Here is a 25555-nt window from a genome sequence, read left to right as displayed (position 1 = left end):
AACGGTCTAATTATTTTCGCACTCTCTAATTTTGCGCGTACTGCTTTGACGCCTTGAACTTAAGATTTTACCGCGATTAAGGCAGTATTGAGCTGCTGCACAGCCTGCTGCGGAGTCTGCTCTGGATGGATAAAAAAGGAGTTCAGTACGTGGAAGAAGATCTCTTTGGTTTGTGCATCTGTCGCCATCGAATGCGCCATACTCGGCAGCAATTTACCCGAGGCCTCCGCCTGACGGAACGCCTTGCCTGACTGCTGCGCGCAGGAGTCAAAATCCTGCAAAGAAACATCCATTCGGGCGGGGATCGAGCCTTTTAGTTTATTAAACGTAACCTGAAACTGCTTATCCATCAGTACATCAGCCAAATGGCGCTGGCCCGATACCACGACTGGATTACCGTTTTGCTGCAAAATAGCAAAGCTGTCCGTGTTATAAATAAAATAGCCCTGAGTACCGGGAGCCAGCGCACACAAAAACGCTTGGCCGGGATTATCACCATCCTGCATCATCTCGCCTTTGGCCCAGTCGCCCATAATCATCATGGCAGCTTTACCACTGCGCAGCATTTCTACCGACTCATGCCACGGACGATTGGCGGCATCGGGGTCGATATAACCTTTAAGCTTGCGAAACTTTTCCAGCACTCGCACCATCTTCTCGCTGGTAATGGCACTACTGCGCTGTTCCATAAACACCTGGCGGTAGAATTCCCCGCCTTCCATGCCTAACAGCAGATTCTCAAACACCGTGGCGTCCTGCCATGCCTGCCCGCCATGTGCCAATGGAATGTACCCGGCAGCTTGTAACTTATCGGCTACGGCAAAAAACTCATCCCATGTGGTAGGTACGGCTAATTTCAATTTGGCGAAAGGTTTCGGGTTAATCCACATCCAATTGATACGATGTATGTTTACCGGTACGGCAACATACTCACCACGATATTTAATGTTGGCTTTGATGGCGAGAGGCAAAGCCTGATCCCACTCAACGGTTTGCTCCGGCGTATAAGGGCTAGAGAGAAAACCCAGTCTGGCCCACTCCTCAATAGCCTTACCTTCTAGTAACGCCGCCCCGGGAGGGTTACCGGCAATAGCACGCGTTTGCAATACACTGTATGCACTCTCTCCTGCACCACCAGCAACAGCAAAATCTTGCCAGTTATCCCCTTTTTCGGCCAGCGCCTGTTTTACCGATAACAGTGCCGCCTGCTCACTGGATGAAGTCCAATAATGCAGGACTTCAACGTTAACGGCAGTGGCATTGGTCGCGACCAACAGCAGAAAAATAAGAGATAGTGTCTTTAACATGCGTATTAGACTCAGTTATAGCGTTGTAAACGGACTTCAACTATCAGCCCACTGGCGGGATGATTACGTAATGTCACTTCACCACCATGTGCTCTGGCAATGCTACGTGAGATAGCAAGCCCCAACCCACTGCCACGGTTATCCTGTTGCAAACGATAGTAAGGCTTAAATACTTTCTCCCACTGCTCCTCGAGAATTCCGGGGCCAAAATCACGGATAAACAGCATGATGTAATCTCGGTGATCTGACAGGATTATTTCTACTCGCTGCCCATAGTTCAGCCCATTCTCCACGATGTTATTAAGTAGGCGCTTAATCGCCAGAGGGCGGCCAAAGATCGGGCTGGCTTTACCGGAAACAGTAACATTGAGATAGGCGTCCATCGTTTGCCTTAGCAAATTCATGATATCTATGGACTCCATATTTTCATGTAAATCAGTATCCTTCATACTTTGCAGTGCGCCTTTGACCATCATTTCCAAGTCAGCGACATCCCGTTCAAATTTTTTCCCCAAAGTCTCATCTTCTAGCATTTCTACCCGCAACCGTAGGCGGGTTAGCGGGGTTTTCAAGTCATGACTGATAGCGGTAAATAGCATTTCACGATTATGCAGGTAAGCGCGCAGACGGCTTTGCATTTGATTGAAAGAACGGGTCGCGGTAACCAATTCTGCACTGCCTTCCTCTGGCAATGGTTCACTGTCCAGTGAACTATTGAGTTCAAGTGCGCCATGGGCTAGCCGTGCTAATGGTTTCAGTTCACGCCGAATCAGCCACCAGGTAAAAAGTAAAACCAGAAGCAAACTACACAGGGTAAAGCCGACCTGACGCAGGCTAAACAACGGGCTTTCTAACTGATCATAAGGCGGTGGCAGTGGTGCTGCCAGAAACAGCCATTCATTGGAATTCAGTTGTAACTGAATGACTAATACTGGCGCATCTTTATGGGATGTAGTGATACCAAAACGTACCCAGGCAGGGGGGAGATTATCAACCAGAACTCCAGCGTTAAAAACTTTCAGTTGATCTGCGGGTGTCAGGGAGATAATCGCCGCCTGCCGTTCCCCTAATTGTGTTCACAGTTCTTGTTTTGCCTGCGAGACCACGGTTCTGGCGGCCTGACTGTTCAGCAATTGCACTTCATCCAATACATGGTTATTGATCGAAATAAAAAACTGCGAGCCACCTAACGCCAATTGTTGTTGCAACACTAAATGGCGATAGTTATACGGCAGAGATGACATAAAGTTGTAGCTAGTCAGCATCCCTTGCACCAGCCCTTTGATAGTACTTTCCAGACTGGCCTGATTGCGCAGACTAAACTGACGGTACCAAATTGAACCAGAGATACTTTCTGCCAGCAGCAGGGCAATCACCAGCATGCACAGCATGCGGCTCAAAAGTGAACGCGGCCAGAGTGGCCGGAACATATCCTGTAGCCAACGGACATAACGGCCCGAATCAATATTCACGGGTAACATCACAACACAGCATGTAACCCTGATTACGCAGGGTACGCAGTAGTAAGCGCTGGCTATCTTGTAGACGCTGACGTAAGCGGCTGATTTGCACATCAATCCCCCGCTCCAAAGGGTTATTTTCCCGTCGGCGGGTTATCTCAGAGATTTGATCCCGGTCGAGGATCTGATTGGGATGACGTAAAAATAACGAGAGCAACGTAAATTCAATCCCCGACAACGGCTCACTCTGCTTTTGCGGATCAATAAGCTCCCGCCGGACTAAATCCAGTTTCCAGCCGTTAAAACACAAAAATCGTGCCTCAATGCCAGGGCTTTGCACAATTTGATTACGGCGTAATAACGCCTTAACTCGCGCCAGCAACTCGCGGGCACTGAACGGTTTAGCCAGATAATCATCTGCGCCTAGCTCTAACCCAATCACTTTGTCACTTTCATCAGATGCCGCCGTCAACATGATGATCGGCACTGCCGATACTTGCCGTGCTTTGCGGCAAAGGGTGAAGCCGTCATCACCAGGCAACATGACATCCAAAATGACTAAATCCACGGACTCCTGCTTCAATGTTGTCAGCAAATGTTCGCCATCAGGTAGCGAAAGCACACGAAAATTCGCTTTAGTGAAGTATTCCGTCAGCAAGCTGCGGATCTCTTCATCATCATCAATCACGAGCAAAGTATGAGGGGACATAATGGCGCTGACCTGAGTAAACGAGTGTCGCTAAAAGACAAGCAGTGTACCGCTATAACTTGGTACGCAGCTATATGCTACCAGGTATTAACTTCGTTCTGAGAGCTGCCTCAAAACTGTTGTTCTGCTGTTTCTGTCATATGAAATCCAATGCGGGGAGCTTCGCACATTTACAGCTTAAAAGGTTTAAATAGAGGGTTTTGTTGCTTATTTAGCAATAGTGTTGTGCATTATTGTCCATTTTTCTCTCGCGTAAAAACCATTAGCATACTCAGCATTCCGGGTAGGCCGCTGTTTTGGGTTATTAGCCCACCGTTTCACAAGGATTATATCAATGAGTAATGTATTAATTATTAACGCCATGAAAGCGTTTGCGCACTCCAAAGGGGTGCTTAACCTCACGCTCACGAATGTCGCTGCCGACTTTCTACGTGAAAACGGCCATCAGGTGAAAATCACCACGGTTGATGAAGGCTATGATATTGAAAGTGAAATTGAAAAATATCTGTGGGCCGATACCGTTATTTATCAAATGCCCGGTTGGTGGATGGGTGAGCCGTGGATCCTGAAAAAATATATTGATGACGTCTTTACCGCAGGTCACGGCAAACTGTATGCCAGTGATGGCCGTACCCGTTCTGATGCCACTAAAGGCTATGGTTCTGGCGGTTTGATTCAGGGTAAAACTTACATGCTGTCAGTCACCTGGAACGCACCACTTGCAGCGTTCAATGACCCGAAACAGTTCTTCCATGGGGTGGGCGTTGACGGTGTTTATCTGCATTTCCATAAAGCGAACCAATTCCTTGGTATGGAACCTCTGCCAACATTTATGTGTAATGATGTGATTAAACAACCAGACATTGAAGGTGACATCAGCCGTTATCGTCAGCATTTAGCCGAAAACTTTAACTATCAGGCCGTTTGATTTCCTATCAGAGATAAATAGAGGCAGTAATGATTACCGTTTTTGCAGAAATCAAAGTCAAACCAGGGCGCCGTCAGGCAGTATTACAGGCAATTGAGAAGCTTATTCCGGCGGTACTGGCCGAGGAAGGTTGTGGCGGTTATGTGCCGATGGTTGACGTTCCCACCCAGCTTGACTGGCAAAAGAACTCGCCGGACTCTATTTTCATGCTGGAGAAGTGGCAAAGTGTGCATCATCTGGAGTTACATTTGCAGATGGAACATATGCATCAACACCGTGAAGTGATTAAGGATGATGTGTTGGATGTGAACATTCACATTTTATCTTAGCCTTCTTACTTGAAGCTGCAGCGGTGTTAGCCGCTCTCACTCACCCGAATCACTTACTTGAGTAAGCTTCATCGGGATTCATTCGTTTGCTGCCTTGCTGCAACTCAAATTACTTTGGCTAATACCCTTCTGGCTTGAAGTTGCAGCGGTGTTAGCCGCTCTCACTCACCCGAATCACTTACTTGAGTAAGCTCATCGGGATTCATTCGTTTGCTGCCTTGCTGCAACTCCAATTACTTTGGCTAATACCCTTCTGGCTTGAAGTTGCAGCGGTGTTAGCCGCTAATATCTGAGCCAATGGCTCCCCTGCAACTGAATCTGCTCACTCACATAATCGAGAAAACAGGTAATCCGCGCGGCAAGTTGTGTATTGCGATAATACACCGCATTGATCGGTTGCCAGGTTTCCAGAGTTTGATCCGCCATAACTTCAACCAAATGCCCCGCCAGTTGATCTTTACGCGTCATAAAATCAGAGAGTTCGACGATCCCTTCACCCTGTAAAGCCAATAAACGTAGCGTTTCGCCGCTGGAAGCCGCTAAATTCGGGATAATCGACGAATGCCCGCCTGGCAAATGAGGTAGCGACCATTGATTAAGGAATTCAGGCTGAGTGAAACCGAGCAGACTGTGATTTGCGAGGTCATCAATAGTGTGCGGGGTACCGTGACATTGCAGATAGTCGGGGCTGGCAAGAATACGCACCCGGCTGGCACCCAGCAAACGTGCATGAATAGTGGAGTCGCGCAAAGCACCAATGCGGATCGCGATATCAGTACGTTGCTCCAACAGATCGATATTAAGATCGTCGGTATTCAGTTCAAGAATGATTTGCGGATATAAGGCGCGAAAGCCGCTGATCATCGGCACGATAACGTGCTGCATAAAGGGGGCTGCTGCATTCACTCGCAACCGACCAGCAGGCTTCAACCGCCGCAGAGCAATCTGTTCCTCAGCATCATCCACCGCGCCAAGAATCTGGCGTGCATAGCTGAGAAACAGCTCGCCCTCTTCGGTCAATTCCAACCGGCGGGTGGTGCGGCGTAGCAAAGTGGTCGCTAGCTTTTGCTCCAATCGGCTCAATGCACGGCTGATACCCGATGTGGTCTGGCTACGTTGCTCTGCCGCCGCGGTAATCGAGCCGCAGTCAACTACCGAGGTAAATGCCTGCAACTCTTCTAACGTCACTTTCATCTATTAAACCCTGCCATCGATCAAACTTCGATTTCAGCGGTATCCCCTTTCTCTTGCAGCCAATTGCGCCGATCTTCGGAACGCTTTTTCGCTAACAACATGTCCATCATTGCTAGCGTTTTATCAATATCATCATCACCAATGGTCAATTGCACCAGACGGCGAGTATTCGGATCGAGGGTCGTTTCACGTAACTGCAACGGGTTCATTTCACCCAACCCTTTAAAGCGCTGAACGTTGGGTTTACCGCGTTTACGCTTCAGTTGTTCCAGAACACCGGTTTTCTCTTCTTCATCCAAGGCATAAAACACTTCTTTGCCTAAATCGATGCGATACAGTGGCGGCATCGCCACATAAACGTGACCGTTGCGCACCAACGCCCGGAAGTGACGCACAAACAGGGCGCACAGCAGGGTGGCAATATGCAAACCATCGGAGTCCGCATCCGCCAGGATACAAACTTTACCGTAACGCAGTTGGCTCAAATCTTCGCTGTCTGGATCGATACCAATGGCTACCGAGATATCGTGTACTTCCTGCGAGGCCAGCACTTCATCTGACGAAACTTCCCAGGTATTTAGGATCTTGCCTTTCAGCGGCATGATCGCCTGATATTCACGATCACGTGCCTGTTTAGCCGAACCACCGGCGGAATCCCCTTCCACCAAGAATAATTCGGTCATGCTCAGATCCTGCGAAGTACAATCCGCCAATTTACCGGGCAATGCCGGGCCGCTGGTCAGCTTCTTACGCACCACTTTTTTTGCCGCACGCATACGGCGCTGAGCACTGGAAATGGCCAATTCAGCCAGTTGTTCTGCCGCTTGTATATTCTGATTCAACCATAGGCTGAAGGCATCTTTTACCACACCGGACACAAAAGCAGCACACTGACGTGAGGAGAGCCGCTCTTTCGTCTGGCCGGCAAATTGTGGGTCCTGCATTTTTACTGACAACACATAAGCACAGCGTTCCCAGATATCATCGGCCGAAAGTTTGACACCACGGGGCAAAATATTGCGGTATTCGCAGAAATCGCGCATGGCATCCAGCAAACCCTGACGCAAACCGTTGACGTGAGTTCCGCCCTGCATGGTGGGGATCAGGTTGACGTAGCTTTCTGTCAACAGTTCACCGCCTTCTGGCAACCACAACAGCGCCCAATCAATCGCTTCAGTATCACCGGCAAAAGAGCCGACAAACGGTGCTTCTGGCAGGGTAATCAAGCCATCAACAGCTTCCATCAGATAATCGGTCAGGCCATCGGCATAGCACCAACGCTGCTCGGTATTATTCACCAGATCTTTAAAGACGATTTCTACGCCGGGGCACAACACGGCTTTCGCTTTCAGCAAATGGGATAAACGCGAAACCGAGAAACGTGGGCTATCGAAGAATGAGACATCCGGCCAGAAATGCACGCTGGTACCGGTATTGCGCTTACCGCATGTCCCGATAACTTGTAGTTCCTGCACTTTATCGCCATTTTCAAAGGCGATACTGTAGATTTGGCTATCACGGCGCACCGTGACCTCTACTCGCTTGGATAAAGCATTCACAACTGAAATGCCTACACCGTGCAAACCACCAGAGAACTGATAGTTTTTATTCGAGAATTTGCCGCCTGCGTGTAACCGACACATAATCAGTTCAACGGCGGGAACACCTTCTTCTGGATGGATATCAACAGGCATACCACGGCCATCATCAGTCACTTCCAGCGATTGATCGGCGTGCAGAATAACGTCAATACGCCGGGCATGGCCCGCCAGCGCCTCATCGACGCTGTTATCAATCACCTCTTGACCAAGGTGGTTTGGCCGCGTGGTATCCGTATACATGCCCGGACGACGACGCACTGGTTCTAAACCGCTGAGTACTTCAATGGCATCAGCGTTATAGCTGGATTCAGTCATGGTTGATTAATATTCGGCTAATGGTTGGAAGGCTGGCGGTGACATGCCTGGTGGGCCATCTCGGCCCCAGTGCAATACCCACTGTAGTAACGATACCCAACGGTAGTAATACCAAAATTGTAGTAATACCAAACCTGCTGTATCGGTGGCACATATACGGCCTGTTATCAGGCAGTCGCTAGCCCTAAAAAAGTTACAATCGGGGAGAAATAGTGATCAAAGCCAACAAAGGCATGATTTCCACCTGATTCTACTGTTTGCCGGCAAGGGGTGTAATAAGCAACCGCTTGACGGTAATCGAGGATCTCATCCCCGGTTTGTTGCAATAACCAGAGTAAATCTGGGGATTCCAACTTTTCAATTTGCATGACCTTCAGGTCGTAAATATGTCGAGACTCTAACACATATTGTTGACCTGTGTAGGGGTTCTCATTCTCGCCCAGATAATCACTGAGCAGCTCAAAAGGCCGCACTGCCGGGTTAACAACCACCGCAGGAATGCTGAAACGCTGGGAAAGCCAGGTAGCAAAATAGCCGCCCAAGGAAGAACCAACAATACCAATAGATTGCCCAGCTTTATCCATCACAATGTTTTCCAACATTTCTGCTGCTTGTGCCGGATACGGCGGTAATTGCGGTGTCAGCATCTCAATATGAGGATGGTGCTGCTGCAACCAACTTTTAAAGGTGGTTGCTTTGAGCGAACTGGGGGAGCTATTAAAGCCGTGAATATAAAGAAGCGTACTCATCAATAACCATCCGAGTCCATGTCCGGGCAGAACTCATCACTGGCTAACCGACGAACCTCAGTTTCAAGTATTCCATCAGGCAGTAAGTCGAGGTAGCGCCATCCCGGGGCCACAGTATCAAGCGTAAAATTAGTACAGTGCGGTTTGAACTGCACACAAGTAGAAGGGCTGGCCAGCAGCCGTTTACCATACCAATCGAGATCCAAATCTTGATGGATATGGCCACACAATAAGGTGGTAACACGCGGATAACGAACCAGCACTACCGCCAACATATGCGCATTACGCAGACTGTGTTGGTCAAGCCAAGTGCAGCCGGATGGCATTGGGTGATGATGCAATAAAATCAGCGTATAGCGTTCTGGGTAAGCCACCAGACAACGCTCCATCCACTCCAACTGATAATCGCTCAGTTCACCATAAGGAACACCGAATACCTGACTGTCCAATAACAGAATTTGCCAGTTATCACCAACCAGAACCTGCTTCGAAGGCGCAATGCCTGAATCCGCCAGTGCATCTACCATCGCCGGTTGAAAATCGTGATTACCGGGTAGCCATACGCAAGGCGCCGGCAAACGGGAAATACCCTTCGCAAAATTTTGATAGGCAGCAACCGAATGGTCCTGCGCCAAATCACCGGTTGCAACAATCAGATCAAATGGATGTTGCTCAGCAATAATCGCATCCAACACAGCGCGATAACTGCGGGACGTATTCACACCCAGCAAGGTCTCATGTTCACCTGCGAAGAGGTGGGTATCTGTTATTTGTAAAATTCTGACTTTGGCCCCACTCGCCATAGGCAGTTTAAACAGGCTTTCCAAATGGTGTCCTTGTTTTTGCACCCTTCCCAACCAGAATTATCACGATTCTTCACTCTCTGTAGGCAAGGTTATAAGTCTGTCTAACAAACCGGAACTGCCACCGCTCCATGCGCCAAACAATAGCGCAACCAGTCAGCAAGAAACTGGTTAATTTGATGCTTTTCGTCCCGCTGATGCAACTTTTTATTCGGATAATCATAACTTGCTTTGAAGCGGTAGATCTGCTGACTGGCACACACTTCCGCGACCTGTGCATCATGATAAAGCCGCACCACCATCGATGGCAGGCTCCAGTGACTCACCGCAGGCTCGGTTTGCACGATCTCTACTACCGAAGTGTAGCGGGTTGACTCAATAATTGTCAGCCTATAACTGCCGCCATTAACCTGATAAGCCACGTTTTCGCCCACTTCATCGACGCGAGGTATCAAACGACGCAATTGTGCGAAGTTCGTTTCACATATCCGCATCATCTCAGGGAAATCAGGTGTATAGCGCTTACTCATTATTTTTTCTCTTTATGACTGCCATTCTGCTCTCAGCGATTGATGGTGCAACGCCAACCATTGTAATGCAATGATTGAGGCTGCGTTATCAATAGCACCATCTTCAACCCAACGACAAGCTTGTTCACGACTAACAACATGCACTCGAATATCTTCATTTTCGTCGGCCAAGCCATGAATGCCCTTCGCCGTTGTCGCATCAACTTCGCCCACCATAATAGACAAACGTTCGCTGGTGCCCCCGGGGCTGGCTAAATAGCTGAGCACCGGCTTACAGCGGCCAATGTCAATTCCGGCTTCCTCCTGCGCCTCGCGACGGGCGACCGCCTCAACGGTTTCACCCTCTTCAATCATTCCGGCTACCATTTCTAATAACCAAGGTGACGGGCTACTGTCAATGGCGGCAATCCGTAATTGCTCAACCAATACCACTTCATCACGCACCGGATCATAGGGTAACAACACCGCGGCATGGCCACGCTCGAAAATTTCACGCTTAACTTCACCACTCATTTCACCGTTAAACAGGCGGTGGCGGAATCGGTATAAATTCAGTGAAAAAAAACCACTGTAAAGTGTTTCACGTGCAATAATTTCCACATCATTCTTGTCAAAGGTCACCGGTGAAGATTGTACTGACGTCATTAACTGTTCTCCTTACTTAAGTATCCAAGCTTAATTGTGATTTTTGATGACAGCCAAACTACACAGGCTATACCCTAAATAATTAGAGTTGCAGGAAGGCGGCAATTGAGCGACAAATTGGTTGTAAACCATTTTGCACAGCGCCTGCGCTGGCCCGTAGGGTGAGGCTCATAATCCCCCATAAGCTTACATAAGTGAGTGACTGGGGTTAACGAAAGCAGCTAACGCACATGCAGCTTGCAGTATGACGGGTATACAGGATTTTAAAATAGCAGGCATAGAGTTAGCCGATAGAAATGATTTTGATAAAGATTATTTGACCAAGATAGCTCGATACAGATGAGTTGTCTGAATACTCATTTAGCTTTGTGATAGATTTAAGTAAATTAAGGCGAGATGGCACAATCAGCCACCTTATCCCATTGGCAGACTCTGATAGAATCGGCAACAATATCGTCTATCGACAGCTACCATAGTAAAATTGCCGCACAAATGCTGCACAACAAGGACTGCAAATGAAGAAACTGCTCCCCCTTCTTATCGGGCTGAGTCTGGCTGGTTTCAGTACCATGAGCCAGGCAGAGAACTTGCTGCAAGTTTATAAGCAAGCCAGGGATAGTAACCCGGATTTACGCAAATCGGCTGCTGACCGCGATGCTGCATATGAAAAAATTAATCAAGCTCGCAGCCCGCTGTTACCACAGCTCGGTTTGGGTGCAGGTTACAGCCATACTAATGGTTTCCGTGATGCATCCGATAGCCCGGATAGCAACGCGACATCAGGCTCCCTGCAACTGACTCAAACTATTTTTGATATGTCTAAATGGCGCGCCCTGACCTTACAGGAAAAGGCGGCGGGTATTCAGGATGTCACATTCCAGACCGACGAACAGGCACTGATCCTGAACACAGCAACAGCCTATTTCAACGTACTCAGAGCGATTGATAGCCTGTCTTACACCGAAGCACAGAAGCAATCGGTCTATCGCCAGTTGGACCAAACGACCCAGCGGTTTAATGTAGGTTTAGTCGCAATTACCGATGTGCAAAACGCCCGTGCCAGCTACGATACCGTGTTAGCAGCAGAAGTGACTGCCCGTAACAATTTGGATAACGCGTTGGAAAACCTGCGCCAGATCACCGGTGTTTATTATCCTGAATTGGCATCACTGAATGTGAGTCGCTTGAAGACTGAGCGCCCACAAGCAGTTACTAACTTATTGAAAGAAGCTGAAAAACGTAACCTTGCCTTGCTTTCTGCCCGTTTGAGCCAAGATTTGGCTCGTGAGCAAATTAAGTCAGCAGAAACCGGTTATATGCCGACGGTCGATTTGACCGCCTCATCTTCTGTAACCAATACACGTTACAGTGGGGGGTCACCAACCAGCCAGCAAGTGAATAATGATGCTGGGCAAAACCAAATTGGTGTGCAACTGAGTTTGCCACTGTATAGCGGCGGGGCCACCAATTCTGCGGTGAAACAAGCACAGTACAATTTCGTCGGTGCCAGTGAACAGCTAGAAAGTGCGCACCGTAGTGTGGTGCAAACTGTACGCTCCTCATTCAATAATATTTCAGCCTCCATCAGTAGTATCAAGGCTTATGAGCAGGTGGTCATTTCCAACCAAAGTTCATTAGATGCCATGGAAGCCGGATACCAGGTGGGTACCCGTACTATTCTGGATGTATTGACTGCAACGACTAACTTGTATCAATCCAAACAGCAATTAGCTGACGCGCGTTATAACTATCTGATTAATCAGTTAAACATCCAATCCGCGTTGGGGACATTGAATATGGACGATCTGATGCAACTGAATGGCGTATTGGACAAGCCAGTGCCAACTTCAGCCACCAGTCTCGCACCGGACAATGCCAACCAGAATGCTTATGCTGATGGCGAAAGTGCTCAATCAGCACCGCGTGCTACTTCTGTAAGCCAACCAGCTACCGCAGCACCAGCAGCGGCGCGTAGTGGCAATCCATTCCGTAACTGATTTTTACGGACTCGGACTCTCCGGGTGCAGCATCAGGCTGTGCCCGGTTTCTATGCCCTACGTCTTCGCTGCCAAGCACTTTTTGCCAATGAAAAAAGCGAAGCTACTCGCAGCATTTCGTATAGCTTTGTAAAGTCTGCCGCTGGCAAGCCCCCACGCTTTAATTTCGTACATCTTTCCCCTATTCTAGAGCGTACTTACTGGGAAAGGGCACAAAAGCCCTGAAATGAGATAAATAATGATGAAACGGACTCAAAACATCAATCAAGAGACTTTCCGTAAATCCTGGCGCAATTACCGTCTTGCGCCCGTAGCTTTAGCTGTCAGTGCTGTATTTATGCTGGCTGGCTGTGAAAAAACCGATGAAACCGTCTCTTTGTATCAAAATGCTGATGATTGCTCTCAGGCGAATCCGTCCAAGAGCGCGGAATGTACCACCGCTTACAACACGGCATTACAAGAAGCGGCTAAAACTGCACCAAAATATGCGACCCGCGAAGACTGTGTGGCAGAGTTTGGTGAATCTCAGTGTACTCAGGCTCCTGCTCAAGCTGGCATGGTACCAACATCTTCATCATCTTCTGGCGAAACCACGGCGGCCGCACCACAACAAAGTGGCAGTATGTGGATGCCATTAATGGCCGGTTATATGATGGGCCGGATGATGGGCGGTGGTGCAAGCCAGCCACTATTCACATCGAAAGCGCCAAATAGCCCAGCGAATGGCAAGTTTGTTGATGCGACAGGTAAAAACTTTGGTTCAGCCACCACTGGCCGCACCATGAACGTGCCAAGAACCGCCATGGCACCCAAGCCTGCGGTAACCAACACTATCACTCGTGGTGGCTTTGGTGAGTCCGTGGCTAAGCAGTCTTCTATGCAACGTAGTGCCGCGACATCATCTAAAACCAGCACACGCAGCATGGGTGGTTAAGGTCTGATTAATGAAACGTTTAGCGATTAGCGAACGCCCAGACTGGCGCGAGAAAGCCACTGAATTCGGTTTCCGTTTCCACACCATGTATGGCGAGCCGTACTGGTGTGAGGATGCGTATTACGAATTCACACTGGCACAGATTGAAGAGCTGGAAGAAACTACCGCAGAATTGCATCAGATGTGTCTGCAAGTGGTTGAGAAAGTGGTGAATAGCGATCAACTGATGGCAAAATTCCGCATTCCAAAACACTGCTGGGATTTTGTTCGTAGCTCATGGAAAACTCATCAGCCATCGCTCTATTCTCGCCTTGATCTGGCCTATGACGGCATCAATCCAGCAAAACTGCTGGAAAACAATGCGGACACCCCAACGTCATTGTATGAAGCCGCCTTTTTCCAATGGTTATGGTTGGAAGATCAGATCAACGCAGGCAATTTGAGTCAGGATTCTGATCAATACAACAGCATGCAAGAGAAGTTGATTGAGCGCTTTGTCGACCTGCGTGATAACCATGGTTTTAGCTTACTGCATCTGGCCTGCTGTCAGGACAGTGAAGAAGATCGTGGCACGGTGCAATATTTGCAAGATTGCGCGCTGGAAGCAGGTCTGCCAACTGAATTCATGTTTATGGAAGAGATCGGCTTAGGAGAGAAAGGCCAATTTACTGACCTGGATAATCAGGTTATCAGTAATTTGTTCAAACTCTATCCGTGGGAGTTTATGTTCCGTGAAATGTTCTCAACCAAGTTGGAAGATGCTGGCGTGCGCTGGCTGGAACCTGCGTGGAAGAGCATAATCTCTAATAAAGCCTTATTGCCGCTGCTGTGGGAGATGTTCCCAAATCACCCTAACCTGTTGCCTGCTTACTTTGCCGAAGATGACCATCCGAAGATGGACCATTATGTCACCAAGCCGCTGTTCTCACGGGAAGGTGCCAATATCCAGATAGTGGAAAACGGTAAAGAAGTTGCCCGAGTTGACGGGCCATACGGGGAAGAAGGCATGATTGTGCAGCAATTCCATCCGCTGCCTAAGTTCGGCGACAGCTATACCCTGATAGGTAGCTGGCTAGTGAATGATCAACCCTGTGGCATTGGTTTGCGTGAAGACAGAGAACTGATTACCCAAGATCTGTCGCGTTTTTACCCGCATATTATTTTGGGCTAAGGCTGCGCATAATTTAAGGGAAAGCACTCGCTTTCCCTCAGACTGCTGACAAGGTCAAATGAAGGGGAAACACTCCGTTGGGGCTACTTTTAGTTTCAAATACAAGTGTGTAAACCGCCTGAACGCCCGTAGGAGTGGTCACCCCCTGGCTCGCTGACTTTATCAGTTCAAACCTTTCTTTTTATAACGTCGAACTATCCAATTCTTACCGACAACATACTGAGCGATCCCATCTCAATCCCATCAGTGGGAATCGAAATCGGCTCGACGCCGTCCCAGCTCCCCAACACATACAAAAGTGGTAGATAATGCTCTGGTGACGGATTAGATAGCGCAGCCCCTTCATGTTGCATAAAGTTCACTAAAGGATGGTTATCACCTTGATAGTTAAGGTTGTCTCGCACAAATTGATTGAAAGATTCAGCCCAAGGATAAGGACTGCTATCACCCTGCCATCTAACCATACGCAAGTTATGCACGACGTTTCCGCTGGCGACAATCATCACGCCCTGCTCCCGCAGCACTGCCAGCTTGCGACCTAACTCATAGTGATAAGCCGCCGGTTGCGTACCATCAATACTCAATTGCACCACCGGAATATCAGCCTCAGGGTACATTTTAATCAATACCCCCCAGCTACCGTGGTCCAATCCCCATTCACTGGTATCAGCCCGCACAACGATAGGTGCCAATAATTGCTGAACTTGTGCTGCCAGATCCGGTGAACCCGGCGCTGGATATTCGGTATCAAATAACGCCTGAGGGAATCCACCAAAATCATGGATAGTCCGAGGTTGCTCCATTGCCGTCACTGCGGTACCACGGGTATACCAGTGGGCGGAGACGGCCAGAATCGCCTTAGGACGCGGTAAAGTCTCACCCAACGTACGCCATGCCTGAGTGTGACTGTTTTCTTCCAGCACGTTCATCGGGCTACCGTGGCCGAGAAACAGTGCAGGCATACGAGAGCTGTTCATAAGAAATCCTTACTGTTAAGAGAGAAAATGGCGCTTGAAATCATAAGAAATACATTACGCGCTTTTTTTTCATTGCACAGCCAGATAACAGTGATGAAGATATTCAATAAAATTGAATGGGGAAAGTCAGAGAAGGGTTAACTTAGGGGTCAAGACATGATAGGAAATAACCGGGCCGCACTCTATTCAGGAAAATAGAGGCAACCCGGTGTTTAAACCAACACCATCAGCAGGCAATATCCATTGATATCGCCACTCTATTAGCTGGCTTTTCTTGCCTGAGACTGGAGGTAATCAGCCAGGTCATCAATTGTCACTACCGGCATATCATGCAATTTAGCGAACTCAATAACCTCTGGTGCATGGGCCATGCTGCCATCGTCATTAGTCAGTTCACACAACACACCTGCTGGCTTGTAGCCCGCCAGTGTTGCCAAATCGATAGAGGCTTCGGTATGACCACGACGCGATAATACGCCGCCTACCTGACCACGCAGCGGGAATACATGGCCCGGGCGGTTAAGATCAGCAGGTTTAGCGTTGTCAGCAATGGCCGCACGAATAGTCGTCAAACGGTCAGCCGCAGAAACGCCGGTCGTAACACCTTTAGCCGCTTCAATTGTCACGGTAAATGCCGTCTGGAACTGGCTGGAGTTATTGGTCACCATCATCGGCAAATCAAGCTGCTGGCGGCGTTCGTCAGTGATACACAGACACACAATGCCACTACCGTGGCGGATGGTCAGTGCCATTTGTTCAACAGTCATTGCTTCAGCTGCAAAGACGATATCACCTTCGTTTTCTCGACTTTCGTCGTCTAACACCATAACGCCACGGCCATTACGCAGCGCGTCGACAGCACGTTCTACACGCTCAACAGGCGTGCCAAAATCTGATAGAAGGGTCTGATTCATGGTAAAAAACCTCATTAAAATTATGGATTACCAGAATCAGGGCGGTCTTGAGGAGTAAAAGGCCACTCTTTCATATATAACATTGCTTCATATATAAATAGAAATAGCCGAAATAACGCAAGCGAGCTATAAGCCCGGCAGATACCGTTACTCTCTCCCATCCGGACTATAACCGTCGGCCCCGGAATCACACCGGGTCTGCTGACCTCTACCTTGCCCTCTTTAACAAGAGAAACAACGTGAGCGCTCGCGGGCTTTTGCACCACGACACAGATATGCCGCACCACAATTTACCGCCGGTGGGGACTTGCACCCCGCCCTGAGAATAAGCCCTATGACTATAGCGCTATTGATTCGTCTGGGCAATTACCAAAATGTAGATGTTTGGAGGTTTATACAATCAACGTGAGGCATTACACTAATAAGCAGTAATCCATCTCATTAGGGAAATATCATGATTGACCCGAAAAAAATTGAACAAATCGCCCGCCAGGTGCATGAGTCTATGCCGAAAGGAATTCGCGAATTCGGGGAAGACGTCGAAAAGAAAATTCGTCTGGTGCTGCAATCGCAATTAACACGACTGGATTTGGTTAATCGTGAAGAGTTCGACGTACAAACTCAAGTGTTACTACGCACCAGAGAAAAACTGGCGTTACTGGAACAACGCGTGACAGAGCTGGAAGCCAAATTCAACAACGTCCCAGCCGTTATTGATGATAACAGCGGTGATGACAAAACCGGCGAGTAACGCTTGGTCGCATGTCAGTAGTGATAATCAGGGCGCAGTTCGATATCGCGCCCTGAGTTTACGAGGATATCGCCGCTGGCCGCATTCTGGAAAGCAGCACCCACAATAGGAAAAACATCAGTAAAGCGTATAAGCTTTTCCAACCTATCATCACCAGCAATACACAACACAGAATACTGCCAATCACCGACATCACCCGCGAGCGCCCGCTCAATAAGCGAATCCCCGCCAGCATACATAGCAAATAAATCAGCACAAAAATGCCATTGGCATAAACAATCAGCAGGTCCAGTGGCAGCGATAGCCAATAAATCAGTAACGCAAATACCAGGCAACTCCCCACCACGGCAGTAAGTGCGTTAACCGGCGTTTGCCCGGCAGAAAGCTGCGCAAGTTTGCTTTCAGGCCGAACCTGCGCCTGCGACCACACCATGCGGGCAAAACTCTGGGTATAGATATTGACGCTGGCAAAACAGGCCAGATAGCCAATAATGCACGCTATCCACAGTGCATGCTGACCAAAAAGTTGCACTACAATGCCCGGCAACGACGCCGCAGCCGCCTGTTGTTCGCCATAAGCATGGAAATGCAACACCGCCACGGTACAGCCCCAATACACCGCACCAGCAACGAGTAAGCCAACGATCAGTGCGCGTGGGAAATCACGTTCGGGATGGCGGAATTCTGTCGCCAAATGTGCAAAGGCTTCTAATCCGACAAAACACCAGAACATTACGGCCAACGCGTTGAACATATTCGGCGGAGAAATATCTTGTAGCTTTGGCCAAGGTATCTGTGATGGATGAATCTCACCCTGCCACCAAATAGCCACCACCAGCGCAATGACCAGTAATGCTATCAATGTTTGCACATTGGCGCTGGAACCTGCACTGCGCGTGCCAAGCAACCAAATAACCAGCAAAGTGACCAGTTGCACCATCAGCAACCCAGTATCGCTCCAGCCGAATGTTGCCTGCCAGAAACCGGCAGCAATTTGCAAGGCGGCGGGTAAACCAACAGGAATAACAGACAAGAATAGCCAACCAGTGACATTCCCCAACTTCGGGCCAAAGGCCATTGTCACAAAGTGGGCCGCCCCTGCGGCACTAGGGAAATGGCGGCCTAGCGCAGCAAACGCGATAGCAATCGGGAAAACCAGTATAATTAATATCGGCCAGGCCCATAGACTGTCGTCTCCGGCCAGCATCGCCGCCAATGCAGGAACGGCAAAAACGCCCGTTCCCAGCAGTGAAGTGGACAGCAACCCGACTCCCTGTGCCAGACTCAACTCCTGTTTTAGTCCACCCACCTACTAGCCTCGGCCATTCTTGATTGACTGAATAATATTGGTGGTGGAAACTCCATCTTCAAAATTCAGTACTTTAACCTCACCGCCTGCGGCCCAAACCTCGGCACTGCCCGCGATCTCATCCGGCTTATAATCACCACCTTTTACCAGCAAATCCGGCAGAATATCGGCAATTAAGCGCTGCGGCGTATCTTCTTCAAACGGCACCACCCAATCCACAGCTTCCAACGCACCTAATACAATCATGCGCTGATCAAGTGGGTTAACTGGCCGTTTTTCGCCTTTCAAGCGTTTGGTAGAGGCATCGCTGTTCACTGCCACAATCAGGCGGTCACCCAGCTTACGGGCGTTAACCAAATAAGAGACATGACCCGCATGGAGAATGTCAAAAATGCCATTGGTCATGACCACTTTTTCACCACGCTGACGGGCCTGCGCAACGGCTTTTTTCAGTTGTTGCTCATCCATCACCCCAAAACCGGTTTCCGCACGACCACGGATGGCATTTTCCAGCTCAATCGGTGAAACCGTTGAGGTACCTAACTTACCAACAACGACACCGGCGGCAGCATTAGCCAGGAAGCATGACTCTTCAAGCGTATTACCCGCAGCCAGTGCCGCAGCCAATACCCCAATCACCGTATCACCCGCACCGGTCACATCGAACACTTCCTGCGCCTGAGTGGGTAGATGTAATGGGGGTTTCCCCGGTTGTAGCAGTGTCATCCCTTGTTCGGAGCGAGTCACCAACAGAGCTGAAAGCTCAAAGTCAGCCACCAGCTTCATGCCACGGCTGACCAGTTCTTCTTCATTTTTACAGTGACCGACGACGGCTTCAAATTCAGATAAGTTAGGGGTTAACAGTGTTGCGCCGCGATAACGCTCAAAATCGCTGCCTTTAGGATCGATAAGTACTGGAACTTTCGCATTACGTGCCAGTTGGATCATCGGCTGCACACTGTTCAATGCACCTTTGGCATAATCGGATAACACCAGTGCGCCAATCTGTGGCAGCGCCTGCTGGATGCGATCAAAGATAGGTTGCGGATCAACACCGTCAAAACCTTCTTCAAAATCCAGACGGATCAACTGCTGATTACGGGAAAGTACCCGCAATTTGGTAATCGTTGGATGGGTAGGCACCGAAACAAAGTCGCAGCGCACCTGTACTTCATTCAGCTTGTTGGTCAGCGCCCGCGCAGCATCGTCGATGCCGGTCAACCCAACTAAACGAGAGATAGCGCCAAGGGATGCGATGTTCATCGCCACGTTTGCAGCACCACCGGGGCGCTCTTCGATGGTATCAACTTTAACAACTGGCACCGGTGCTTCTGGTGAGATCCGGCTGGTTGGCCCATACCAATAGCGGTCTAACATGACATCACCAACGACTAATACACCGGCGCGGCGAAAATCAGGCAGCGTGACTTTCATACGTTAGCCCCCCAAAGTGAGCTGTTATTAACCCCGAAAACACACATCTCTTCGCTCCAATTTTGTGTTTGTTATACTCTAAATAATTCGAGTTGCAGGAAGGCGGCAAGCGAGTGAATCCCGACGAGCTTACTTATTTCTTAAGGTCAAGACCAGTAAGTGATTCGGGCGATTGAGCGCGGCCAACACACATGCAGCTTGAAGTATGACGAATATATGTGGTGCCGGATAATATCACAGACACCTTGCATACTATTAATAACCGACGTACCCAGTCATAACGGGCACTGCTGCACTTTATCTTATTCGCTGGCAACAATATCTGACGTCACCAGCCATTTTCGCCAACTGGCAGCAACTTGCTCTCTTTCGGTGATAAAACTGTCAGCAGAAACCTTACTGGATAGCTCCTGCAATGCCAGGTGATGAATCTCATCACGCATGGTGACATAAGCACGGGTCAGTGCTGCTGCCTCTTGCGGTGCCATGATGTCGTAATTAGCCATCAACTCAAAAATGCGTACATTATCTGACCAACGGGTCAACCGTGGCTCGCTGGCCGCATAGCGCAACACCAGATATTGCGCGATAAACTCAATATCGGTAATCCCCCCCTCATCAGCCTTAATATCAAAGATACCACGCTGTTTGCTGCCCAGATGGTTGCGCATTTTCTCTCGCATTTCGCGCACTTCCTGCTGCAATTGTGGGTCTTCTCGGTGGCGGCACAGAATTTGCTGGCGGATGGTATCAAACTGTTGATGCAATTGAGGATCACCATAAACGATGCGGGCGCGAACCAGTGCCTGATGCTCCCAAGTCCAAGCCTCATGCTGTTGGTAATCGGCGAAAGCTTCAACGGTGCTGACCAGCATGCCCGCCTCACCTGATGGCCGTAGGCGAGCATCCACTTCATATAAAATGCCTGACGAGGTGCGGGTGCTGAACAAATGCATCACCCGCTGAGCCAAACGCAGGTAGAACTGACGGCCGTCGATGCTACGCTCGCCATCAGTCATCACATCCAGCGGGCAATCGAGCAAGAACACCAGATCCAAATCTGAGCTGTAACCTAGCTCCCAGCCCCCCAACTTGCCATAACCAATCACGGCGAAACCACGGCCTTCTCGGTGCTGTAGATGGCTCGGCTGGCCATAGCGAGCCACCATCTGCCCCCAGGCTTGCTGAATAACCGCATCAATCATGGCCTCTGCCAGATAAGTTAAGTGATCGCTCACTTTCATTACCGGCAGTGCCTCGGTGATATCACCAGCAGCAATACGCAATTGCTGGGCTTGCTTAAATTGACGCAACGCCTCGAGTTGCTGCTCTTCGTCATCCTCCGGCACCCGCAATAAGTATTGGCGCAATTCATCGCGATAAGCACCGGGTTCCAGTGGTTGATAGAACGATTGCGGATCAAGCAACTCATCCAATAACAGCGGGTAGCGGGCCAATTGACTGGCCACCATCGGCGAGGCAGAACACAGGCGAATAACATGTTTTAGTGCCGCATGATATTCCACCAGTAATTCGAGATAAGTGGTGCGGGTAAGGATACTGAGCAGCAACTGAATCAAGCGGCTGAGGGCGACATTGGCGTCCGGGCGCGAGCAAACCTCGGAGAACAAGCGCGGCATCAGTTGATCCAGCACCTCACGGCCCCGAGGACCAATGGTGCGTTTATCAACGTCATGGCGGAAATCATTAATCGTCGTCAACAACTGCCGGCGGGCTGGTTCGTCTAAATGTGGCGTCAAAGGGGCTAAATCACTCTCTTCGAGCACATCCTGCCATAAGCTTTTATACAAACCATGACGAGGATCTTCACCGATATCGGGAGTATCATCGCCAATCAGGTCGTCAAATACCAACCGTACCGCCTGCATATGGTGTTCCAGTGCAGCACTCATTTCTATCCAGTCGGTATACCCCATGCCCCAAGCCAATCGGGCCTGATTCAGTGCATCACCGGGTAACGTTTGGGTTTGCTCATCAGCAATAGCTTGCAGCAGATTTTCCAAACGGCGCAAAAACAGATAACTGCTGCTGAGGTCGTTCACTTGTTGTGGTGGCAATAAACCCAGCTCGGCGACTGCCTGCAACGTCGGCAGTAAAGCCCGCTCTTGCAGGCGCGGTTCACGGCCGCCACGAATAAGCTGAAATACCTGCGTGATAAATTCGATTTCACGAATACCGCCGGCCCCCAGCTTAATGTTGTCTTTCAGGCCACGCCGCCGGACCTCACGGGCAATCATCCCTTTCATGTTACGTAGCGATTGGATCACGCTGAAATCGATATAGCGGCGGAAGACGAAGGGCCGCAGCATCTGGCGCAGCTCTTTACTGTAGTGGTCTTCAGCCCCGCCCATCAAACGTGCCTTAACCATCGCATAGCGTTCCCAGTCGCGCCCTTGCTCTTGGTAATAATCCTCCAGCGCGGCAAAACTCAGTACCAGCGGGCCACTGTCACCAAACGGGCGTAGACGCATATCCACCCGATAGACAAAACCATCAATGGTTTGCTGATCCAACGCTTTAATCAGCCGTTGCCCCAAGCGGGTAAAGAACTGGGCATTATCCAACTGGCGACGCCCACCCTGGGTCTGGCCGTTTTCTGGGTAGGCAAAAATCAGATCGATATCAGAGGAGAAATTCAGTTCACCGCCGCCTAACTTGCCCATGCCCAAAATCAGCAGCGGCTGCGGTACCCCCTCGGCATTAGAGGGGGTACCGAACTCACGGCAACAAGCCTGGTACAGCCAATCGCGCGCCGCCAAAATCAGGCTTTCAGCCAACCCGCTCAGTTGTTGCAAGGTCTCAGTAGTCACACTGGTTTGCTGTGTTTGTGACCAGGCGATGCGTACCATCATCCGGCGGCGAAACAGCCGCAATGCGGCTAATAATGCCGCTTCGTCATGTACCTCGGCCAACGCCAGATTTAACCATTGTGGATAAAATTGCCACTCCTGCGGTTGCGGGGGTTGCTGATGCAACTCCTCCAGCCACTCAGGGTGAATCAGTAACATATCACTGACAAAATCACTCAACGCCAGCACAGAGATATCTTCCTCGTGTAAATCTGGCGGAGCCGGTAACTCATAAAAGCGCTGTCGTATATTCTGCGCCTGAATCTGTAAATCCGAAGAGAGTGGCAACATAAAGCATTCCTCAAGCTGCTATCTATTAACTAGCAGCACCGTTCAACCAAAAGGCTGCCTGCGCAAGCGCTTCCTTACGGGCGGTATCACGCCAGTGACCCTGACGGTGCATAATCTCCTGCTGTAAACCAAACCAGCCATCGATATACGGCAACCATTCACTCTGCGGATAGAAGCCTGAGAGCAATTGGAAAGACATGATCTGCCGGTTCAAGCGAGGGAGTTGCGCCAAATAACCATCGTCATCCAGATGCTGGCCAAAAGCGTCTTTCAGATCAGCAGCGCTGCGGCTCAACATGATGTCGCAGAAGCGTTTGAATGACCCTTCAAACTTGGTCTGTGCTTTGGCATCCATAAATGGCCGCCAGCCAGAGGTAACCAGCCAAGATGTGAGCGCTAACTTACATTTTAGGTAATCACTGCTATAGCAAAGCTGCTCAGCATCGACATTCTTCGGTTCTAACTGCGGTTCAAGCGCCAGCAGCCCGGCACGCAATTCAGTACTGGCTTTGCGCGGGACCAAACCACCAAAAATAGCTAATGACTGACGCACCATTGCCAATGCTTCAATGATCATAGCTTTAGCGGCCGGTTCGCCACGTAACCACAGCTCTTCATGGTATTGCCAATGGTCCAGGGCCATCTCCAGCCCTGCGACCATACCTTGCTCAACGGTGGATTTGGCCGCTGGCTGCAACACCAGTAACGGGCGCAATTCACGAGGTGGATTGCCTTGTGCTAAATGATAGCCACGGGCTGCTTTACTCAGATTGCCCTGCCGTAAACCGCCAATTTGTGCCAGTTCTGCGGCCAATGCCAGCAAATCTGCCTGATTGCCTTTTTTCAGTTCCAGCTCAATTTCGTGCAAGGGTTCCGACAGCTCACCGGCACTGATAGTGCCTTGATCAACAGCAAGCTCTATCTCGCTCTCGCCGTAAGTAATTACCCACTTCTCTCGAGTAAAATCCGTACGGAATAGCGGCTGTAGTTCTGCTTGTAATGTCTCAATCACCCAACCGTTCGGCCAGATATCGGCAGGGAAACGCGCCAAATCCAATTGGTCACTATCAATATCAACATTGTATTCAGGGCGTTGATGTAAACCACCGACCACTTTACCGCCGGTCTTAACCGTCATTTCGTAACGGCCATCATAACCACGGATACGTAAGCCAATATCATGTTGGCGCAGCCGCTTATCGGCAGTTTCAAAATAGATATTGGTCAGCGTCTGCGGCGCAGAATGCTGGCTTTGCCAGGATGTAAGCCGCTCGGGCAAAGCGGCAATGGCCGCAGGAGTAGCAATAAATTTTAATTCTATTTCAACGGTCATAATTTCATTCACACCGGTATGTTGCGAGTTTACGGGCATTATGCCTCTTTCGCGGCGGTTTGCCTGTTTTACACAGACTTCGCTATTTTACACAAAAAAACCGCGTGGCTACCCCGAGTCAGCCTCTATTTTAACAGGTCTGCCATAAGGCTTCATAAGACAAATTTTCAGCGTGGTTAAAATGAACAACAAAGTGGCTAAAGCCGCGCTGGCTATGAGAGTAAGATAGTTCTCATTCCGGTTTATGCGTTGCGTCGGCAAACTGAACACACTACTATCGTTCCATAAATTCACTCATAAATGACTCTCTAATGCTGAAAATACGCCTAATTTGCCTCGCGATGCTAAGTCTCAGTATCTCCTGGGGCGCGCACGCTGAAGAAAAACGCTACATCTCTGATGAGCTGGATACCTACGTTCATAGCGGTCCCGGTAACCAATACCGTATTGTTGGCACGTTAAAAGGCGGAGATGAAGTCGCCCTGATAAGTGTTGATGACAGCACAAATTACGGTCAAATCCGCGACAGTAAAGGGAAAACCACCTGGATCGCGCTGAATCAATTGAGTGAAACGCCAAGTCTGCGTATTCGGGTACCGGACCTTGAACAACAAGTCAAAATCCTGACAGATAAGCTGGCTAATATTGATAATAGCTGGAATCAGCGCACTGCTGAAATGCAACAGAAGGTCGCGGCCAGCGACAGCGTAATTTCCGAGCTGCAAAAAGAAAACGAGTCACTAAAGAATCAGTTAGTGGTTGCTCAGAAGAAAGTCAGCGCTGTGAATCTGCAATTAGATGACAAACAGCGTACCATTATCCTGCAATGGTTTATGTACGGCGGCGGTGTTGCCGGTATCGGCCTGCTCCTTGGTCTGGTACTGCCACATCTGATCCCAAGCCGTAAAAAGAACAATCGCTGGATGAACTGATAGCCGTTTAATAAGACTGTAAAATCGACGCGTTTGGCTGCCCGCCAGGGTGGCCTGGTTGTTTAATCTATT

At 49.5% G+C, this 25555-nt stretch carries 23 protein-coding genes and 1 riboswitch; of the genes, 7 read left to right on the top strand and 16 right to left on the bottom strand.

Annotated elements, in window-relative coordinates; genetic code table 11:
* Nucleotides 1-59: 59 nt before the first annotated feature.
* The 4 genes from ACWJJO_RS19845 to ACWJJO_RS19830 all read right to left on the bottom strand — a co-directional run bounded on the left by ACWJJO_RS19845 (nt 60) and on the right by ACWJJO_RS19830 (nt 3476).
* A complete protein-coding gene (locus ACWJJO_RS19845) occupies nt 60-1307 on the bottom strand; it encodes an ABC transporter substrate-binding protein (RefSeq protein ID WP_083162390.1) in 1248 nt (415 codons plus the stop codon).
* A gap of 11 nt (nt 1308-1318) precedes the next feature.
* The gene (locus tag ACWJJO_RS19840; protein ID WP_481091444.1) at nt 1319-2149 is read right to left on the bottom strand and encodes an ATP-binding protein; all 831 of its coding nucleotides are present in this window, start codon (nt 2147-2149) and stop codon (nt 1319-1321) included.
* A gap of 234 nt (nt 2150-2383) precedes the next feature.
* Nucleotides 2384-2779, bottom strand: coding sequence for a hypothetical protein (locus ACWJJO_RS19835; RefSeq protein WP_481091443.1), 396 nt, complete (start codon nt 2777-2779; stop codon nt 2384-2386).
* A complete protein-coding gene (locus ACWJJO_RS19830; RefSeq protein ID WP_442820475.1) occupies nt 2769-3476 on the bottom strand; it encodes a response regulator in 708 nt (235 codons plus the stop codon). The genes ACWJJO_RS19835 and ACWJJO_RS19830 overlap by 11 nt, the downstream gene beginning before the upstream one ends.
* A 334-nt stretch (nt 3477-3810) precedes the next feature.
* Between ACWJJO_RS19830 and ACWJJO_RS19825 the strand changes: the two genes are divergently transcribed.
* Together ACWJJO_RS19825 and ACWJJO_RS19820 are read left to right on the top strand one after the other, a co-directional pair.
* Complete coding sequence (locus ACWJJO_RS19825) at nt 3811-4404, top strand: NAD(P)H-dependent oxidoreductase (protein WP_481091442.1); 594 nt, start codon at nt 3811-3813, stop codon at nt 4402-4404.
* A 29-nt stretch (nt 4405-4433) separates the two neighbouring features.
* Entirely contained in the window at nt 4434-4733 is a 300-nt protein-coding gene (locus ACWJJO_RS19820; protein ID WP_083162388.1) for a putative quinol monooxygenase, read from the top strand.
* 282 nt (nt 4734-5015) lie between these two features.
* Here ACWJJO_RS19820 and ACWJJO_RS19815 read toward each other — a convergent pair whose 3' ends face one another.
* The 6 genes from ACWJJO_RS19815 to nudF form a co-directional block, all read right to left on the bottom strand.
* Nucleotides 5016-5927: a LysR substrate-binding domain-containing protein gene (locus ACWJJO_RS19815; RefSeq protein ID WP_442847509.1), complete on the bottom strand. Its 912-nt coding sequence runs from the start codon at nt 5925-5927 to the stop codon at nt 5016-5018.
* Nucleotides 5928-5947: 20 nt separating this feature from the next.
* Complete coding sequence (parE, locus tag ACWJJO_RS19810) at nt 5948-7843, bottom strand: DNA topoisomerase IV subunit B (RefSeq protein ID WP_083162386.1); 1896 nt, start codon at nt 7841-7843, stop codon at nt 5948-5950.
* 167 nt (nt 7844-8010) lie between these two features.
* Nucleotides 8011-8592 (bottom strand): esterase YqiA, encoded by a 582-nt coding sequence (gene yqiA, locus ACWJJO_RS19805; RefSeq protein WP_372560484.1) that lies wholly within the window; start codon nt 8590-8592, stop codon nt 8011-8013.
* Nucleotides 8592-9419 carry a 3',5'-cyclic-AMP phosphodiesterase gene (gene cpdA, locus ACWJJO_RS19800; protein ID WP_481091611.1) on the bottom strand — a complete coding sequence of 276 codons (828 nt, stop codon included), beginning with the start codon at nt 9417-9419 and terminating at the stop codon, nt 8592-8594. The genes yqiA and cpdA overlap by 1 nt, the downstream gene beginning before the upstream one ends.
* Before the next feature lie 80 nt (nt 9420-9499).
* On the bottom strand, nt 9500-9925 hold the full coding sequence (locus tag ACWJJO_RS19795) for a DUF1249 family protein (RefSeq protein WP_050086674.1): 426 nt from the start codon (nt 9923-9925) through the stop codon (nt 9500-9502).
* A 12-nt stretch (nt 9926-9937) separates the two neighbouring features.
* Nucleotides 9938-10570, bottom strand: coding sequence for an ADP-ribose diphosphatase (gene nudF, locus ACWJJO_RS19790; protein WP_481091441.1), 633 nt, complete (start codon nt 10568-10570; stop codon nt 9938-9940).
* A gap of 515 nt (nt 10571-11085) precedes the next feature.
* Between nudF and tolC the strand changes: the two genes are divergently transcribed.
* The 3 genes from tolC to ACWJJO_RS19775 all read left to right on the top strand — a co-directional run bounded on the left by tolC (nt 11086) and on the right by ACWJJO_RS19775 (nt 14672).
* Entirely contained in the window at nt 11086-12567 is a 1482-nt protein-coding gene (tolC, locus tag ACWJJO_RS19785) for an outer membrane channel protein TolC (protein WP_083162381.1), read from the top strand.
* A gap of 241 nt (nt 12568-12808) precedes the next feature.
* Entirely contained in the window at nt 12809-13501 is a 693-nt protein-coding gene (locus ACWJJO_RS19780; RefSeq protein ID WP_083164047.1) for a DUF1190 family protein, read from the top strand.
* 10 nt (nt 13502-13511) lie between these two features.
* Nucleotides 13512-14672 carry a glutathionylspermidine synthase family protein gene (locus ACWJJO_RS19775; protein WP_083162380.1) on the top strand — a complete coding sequence of 387 codons (1161 nt, stop codon included), beginning with the start codon at nt 13512-13514 and terminating at the stop codon, nt 14670-14672.
* A gap of 194 nt (nt 14673-14866) precedes the next feature.
* On the opposite strand, the gene ygiD is transcribed toward ACWJJO_RS19775, so the two are convergent.
* The gene (gene ygiD / locus ACWJJO_RS19770) at nt 14867-15649 is read right to left on the bottom strand and encodes a 4,5-DOPA-extradiol-dioxygenase (RefSeq protein WP_083162379.1); all 783 of its coding nucleotides are present in this window, start codon (nt 15647-15649) and stop codon (nt 14867-14869) included.
* Between the two features lie 260 nt (nt 15650-15909).
* A complete protein-coding gene (gene ribB / locus ACWJJO_RS19765) occupies nt 15910-16563 on the bottom strand; it encodes a 3,4-dihydroxy-2-butanone-4-phosphate synthase (RefSeq protein ID WP_083162378.1) in 654 nt (217 codons plus the stop codon).
* 145 nt (nt 16564-16708) lie between these two features.
* Nucleotides 16709-16894, bottom strand: a riboswitch (FMN riboswitch).
* Nucleotides 16895-17017: 123 nt separating this feature from the next.
* Between ribB and ubiK the strand changes: the two genes are divergently transcribed.
* Nucleotides 17018-17314 carry a ubiquinone biosynthesis accessory factor UbiK gene (gene ubiK, locus ACWJJO_RS19760; protein ID WP_083162376.1) on the top strand — a complete coding sequence of 99 codons (297 nt, stop codon included), beginning with the start codon at nt 17018-17020 and terminating at the stop codon, nt 17312-17314.
* Between the two features lie 58 nt (nt 17315-17372).
* Here ubiK and yjeH read toward each other — a convergent pair whose 3' ends face one another.
* The 4 genes from yjeH to ACWJJO_RS19740 all read right to left on the bottom strand — a co-directional run bounded on the left by yjeH (nt 17373) and on the right by ACWJJO_RS19740 (nt 24551).
* Entirely contained in the window at nt 17373-18623 is a 1251-nt protein-coding gene (gene yjeH / locus ACWJJO_RS19755) for an L-methionine/branched-chain amino acid transporter (RefSeq protein WP_083162374.1), read from the bottom strand.
* A gap of 3 nt (nt 18624-18626) precedes the next feature.
* A complete protein-coding gene (gene hldE / locus ACWJJO_RS19750; RefSeq protein WP_481091440.1) occupies nt 18627-20057 on the bottom strand; it encodes a bifunctional D-glycero-beta-D-manno-heptose-7-phosphate kinase/D-glycero-beta-D-manno-heptose 1-phosphate adenylyltransferase HldE in 1431 nt (476 codons plus the stop codon).
* Between the two features lie 302 nt (nt 20058-20359).
* The gene (gene glnE / locus ACWJJO_RS19745) at nt 20360-23218 is read right to left on the bottom strand and encodes a bifunctional [glutamate--ammonia ligase]-adenylyl-L-tyrosine phosphorylase/[glutamate--ammonia-ligase] adenylyltransferase (protein ID WP_481091439.1); all 2859 of its coding nucleotides are present in this window, start codon (nt 23216-23218) and stop codon (nt 20360-20362) included.
* 25 nt (nt 23219-23243) lie between these two features.
* Nucleotides 23244-24551, bottom strand: coding sequence for a CYTH domain-containing protein (locus ACWJJO_RS19740; RefSeq protein WP_372569920.1), 1308 nt, complete (start codon nt 24549-24551; stop codon nt 23244-23246).
* 311 nt (nt 24552-24862) lie between these two features.
* On the opposite strand from ACWJJO_RS19740, the gene ACWJJO_RS19735 reads away from it, so the two are divergent.
* Nucleotides 24863-25483 carry a TIGR04211 family SH3 domain-containing protein gene (locus ACWJJO_RS19735; protein ID WP_083162370.1) on the top strand — a complete coding sequence of 207 codons (621 nt, stop codon included), beginning with the start codon at nt 24863-24865 and terminating at the stop codon, nt 25481-25483.
* Nucleotides 25484-25555 lie beyond the last annotated feature (72 nt).

The sequence above is a fragment of the Yersinia antarctica genome, assembly GCF_056636475.1.
The sequence above is the reverse complement of the archived record's forward strand: the minus strand, read 5'-3'. Positions and strand labels throughout refer to the sequence as shown.